Source organism: Moorena producens 3L (assembly GCF_000211815.1).
Taxonomy (GTDB): domain Bacteria; phylum Cyanobacteriota; class Cyanobacteriia; order Cyanobacteriales; family Coleofasciculaceae; genus Moorena; species Moorena producens.
The window spans coordinates 1-2978 of record NZ_GL890869.1 but is presented as its reverse complement, the minus strand read 5'-3'; the positions used below and the strand labels follow the sequence as shown (position 1 = coordinate 2978).

The window sequence follows — 2978 nt, the reverse complement described above, 5'->3', positions numbered from 1 at the left end:
CCTTTCGAAGAAGCGGCCATATTGACGATCGATGGTGTAGGCGAATGGAGTACCTCGACCATATGTTTTGGTTCGAATAACAAGATCGACATAAAGGCTGAAATGAAATTCCCGCATTCCGTGGGACTGTTGTATAGTGCCTTTACTTATTTTCTTGGATTCAAAGTCAATTCCGGTGAATACAAACTCATGGGACTTGCACCTTATGGCAACCCGGAATCTCAACAGACCAAAGACTATATAAACATCATCAAAAGCCATCTGGTAGACATCAAAGAGGATGGCTCCATATGGATGAACCAGAAGTACTATAGCTACGCCACAGGTCTTAGAATGATCAAACGCCGGCTTTGGTCTGATCTCTTTCTTTTCCAATCAGGCATCCTGACGATGACATTCAGCAACATCATTGTAACCTGGCCTTAGCCATTCAGCAAGTAACTGAGGAAATCGTGCTAAAGATGGCACGACATGCCCAGAAGGTCACTGGAGCCAGATACTTGTGCATGGCCGGAGGTGGTGGCGTTGAATTGTGTCGCGAATGGAAAAATCCTCAAGGAGAAAATATTACGAAGAAATCTATATCCAGCCTGCTGCAGGAGATGCGGGCGGTTCATTAGGAGCTGCACTGGCCGCCAAACATCTCTATTTTAATGAGCCGCGAAAACTCCCTGAAAGACCAGATTCCATGAAGGGAAGCTATCTGGGCCCAGAATACTCGGAAAAAGAAATCACCCTAATGAATCATCGTAATAAAGCTGAAAGCACGAAATATGATGATTTTGAGAAGTTGACTGGATTTATTGCCTCTAAGATCTCAGAAGGCAAGGTGGTAGGGTGGGTTTCAGGGCAAAATGGAATTTGGACCCAGGGCTTTAGGCAATCGCAGCATCCTAGGCGATGCCAGAAATGAGGAAATGCAAAAACACCTGAACCTAAAAATCAAATACCGTGAAGGTTTCAGACCGTTTGCTCCTTCTGTGATGCTTGAAGAAAAAGACCATTTTTTCGATCTCGACGTAGCATCACCATATATGCTTTTGGTGGCTCCGGTAAAAGAAGAAAGAAGAGAACAGCTGTCAGATAACTATTTTGATTTGCCCTTTTGGGATCGGCTTTACTATAAGCGATCTGATGTACAATCTATCACTCATCTGGATTTTAGTGCCAGGGTACAAACAGTCACTAAGGATACAAATGAGCGCTATTGGCAACTGCTCCAGGCGTTCAGGGAGAAAACAAACTATGGTTTGTTGGTCAATACAAGTTTCAATGTGCGAGGAGAACCCATTGTATGTACTCCCCAGGATGCATACCGTTGTTTTATGAGTACGGAGATGGATTATCTGGTTATAGAGGATTTTGTTTATAAAAAAGAGGATCAACCCGATTGGCAAGATAAGGAAAAGTGGGAGGTGAGTTTTGCCAGTGACTAAACCAGAAAATAAAGCACAGTACCTTTGTCATTATGATATCCAGCTATCGAAGTGGGTTATTGTGAATTAGCGAATCATTAATCAGGGAAAATAGGCTTTAATATTTAAATGGAATTTCTCAGAGACCTGTTCTTCTTCATGAAAGAACGAAAAAAATTTTGGTTGATGCCAGTGATCATTGTACTCCTGCTACTGGGTGTTTTTGATCGTCATAGGCGGAAGTAGCGCCCTGGCTCCATTTATCTATACACTTTTTTAATAGGATCCCGGGCCAATGGAAAACCATGCAAAAACCATCTTGACCATTATCGTTGGCTTCCTGTTATTATATCTGTATACTAAGTGGTTTTGGATCATCTATCTGATTTCATCCATCGGAGTAATCAGCTTAATTTCCAGCACCGCCACGGCAGGTATCGTGTTTCTGTGGATGGGGCTTTCGAAGATTCTGAGTTATATCATTCCCAATGTCGTGCTTAGTGTAATCTTCTATTTGATATTAACCCCATTCGCCCTGATATCCAGATTGCTCAATCCAAATGAATTGGCACTCAAGAACAATACTACTAGTCTTTGGAACATGGAAACAAGAGCCATTCAGAAAGATTCCTTCGAGAAATCCTGGTAAGCCAGGTCAAGCAGTAAGATTTATCTGCAAGCCAACATTTAAATCATTGAAGGAGCTATTTCTATTGCTTCCTGTCCAGTGTTTCTTCGATACGTTTCAAGCGTTCATTCAAAGATTCCATGCCTCGGATGATTTCGTTTAATCCTTTTTGTAGCACATAGATAATTCCGAGTCCCATCAGGAGTATTACGGCAATTAATAGCAGATTCGTCATAGGTATTTATTCGTTTTGTTCATTGATTAATGTGTGAATACTTGCGAGGTGATGATCGTCATGTTCTGCAACAAATAAGAACAGGTCTATGACCCGCATCGGAGTTTCCAGCCTGGGATGTAAACCTGATCTTATCAGGTCTTCCGACGACAAAGTTCTTAAACTGTTCATGGTTTTCGATCTTGACGAAAAAAAACCGTCTAACAAGTCTTGAAGATCAAAGTCATTATGTCCTGCTAAATCTGTGGCTTTATTTTCTAAATCTGTTGGTCTCAAATATTTCTCCTCATTCAGAATATCATCTAAACGCCCTTGCCAAAGTGGTTCCAGATCGATCAGATGGCCTACATGCTCCTTAATGGACCACTTTTCATTGACTTTGCTCGTAAGCAGGCTTTCCGAAACCGCGCGTAATTTATTGGCGACCCTAATAGGCGTTCCCTCCAGTCTTTCTAAAAGCCCAGGAAAAGTACTTTCATCACCTGAGAATTCGAATTTCCGATCAAACCAACGAATCTGTTCCATCCTTTAAAGATAGAGAATCAGTTTTGACCTGCGGATCCGTGTCTGTTAGCCCAATACCTTTTCTAAAATCTTCTTAGTGATCAAATAAGTTGGCAGAATACCTTCCGCACCGAGGCTTCCTGACGCCAGCGTACTTCCCGTTCGCAAGGGGTTATCCGATGCATAGTACGCGTAA

Annotated in this window: 7 protein-coding genes and 1 pseudogene; 5 read left to right on the top strand and 3 right to left on the bottom strand. The window is 42.1% G+C overall.

Features of this window, described 5'->3' with window-relative positions; translation table 11 throughout:
• The 5 genes and pseudogenes from LYNGBM3L_RS46475 to LYNGBM3L_RS11715 all read left to right on the top strand — a co-directional run.
• Window positions 1–426, top strand: a 426-nt coding sequence (locus tag LYNGBM3L_RS46475; protein ID WP_008182910.1) for a carbamoyltransferase N-terminal domain-containing protein, incomplete at its 5' end; no start/stop codon positions are given.
• A gap of 115 nt (window positions 427–541) precedes the next feature.
• The gene (locus LYNGBM3L_RS46465; RefSeq protein WP_008182908.1) at window positions 542–913 is read left to right on the top strand and encodes a hypothetical protein; all 372 of its coding nucleotides are present in this window, start codon (window positions 542–544) and stop codon (window positions 911–913) included.
• A complete protein-coding gene (locus tag LYNGBM3L_RS46460) occupies window positions 855–1436 on the top strand; it encodes a carbamoyltransferase C-terminal domain-containing protein (protein ID WP_071986860.1) in 582 nt (193 codons plus the stop codon). The genes LYNGBM3L_RS46465 and LYNGBM3L_RS46460 overlap by 59 nt, the downstream gene beginning before the upstream one ends.
• A 108-nt stretch (window positions 1437–1544) precedes the next feature.
• Window positions 1545–1695, top strand: a pseudogene (locus tag LYNGBM3L_RS47275) (DUF5989 family protein).
• A 15-nt stretch (window positions 1696–1710) separates the two neighbouring features.
• The gene (locus LYNGBM3L_RS11715) at window positions 1711–2064 is read left to right on the top strand and encodes a hypothetical protein (protein WP_008182904.1); all 354 of its coding nucleotides are present in this window, start codon (window positions 1711–1713) and stop codon (window positions 2062–2064) included.
• 61 nt (window positions 2065–2125) lie between these two features.
• Here LYNGBM3L_RS11715 and LYNGBM3L_RS43315 read toward each other — a convergent pair whose 3' ends face one another.
• The 3 genes from LYNGBM3L_RS43315 to LYNGBM3L_RS50325 all read right to left on the bottom strand — a co-directional run.
• Window positions 2126–2278 (bottom strand): hypothetical protein, encoded by a 153-nt coding sequence (locus LYNGBM3L_RS43315; RefSeq protein ID WP_008182901.1) that lies wholly within the window; start codon window positions 2276–2278, stop codon window positions 2126–2128.
• 6 nt (window positions 2279–2284) lie between these two features.
• Entirely contained in the window at window positions 2285–2803 is a 519-nt protein-coding gene (locus LYNGBM3L_RS11710; RefSeq protein WP_008182899.1) for a DinB family protein, read from the bottom strand.
• A gap of 45 nt (window positions 2804–2848) precedes the next feature.
• Window positions 2849–2978, bottom strand: a 130-nt coding sequence (locus tag LYNGBM3L_RS50325; RefSeq protein WP_008182897.1) for a DUF6909 family protein, incomplete at its 5' end; no start/stop codon positions are given.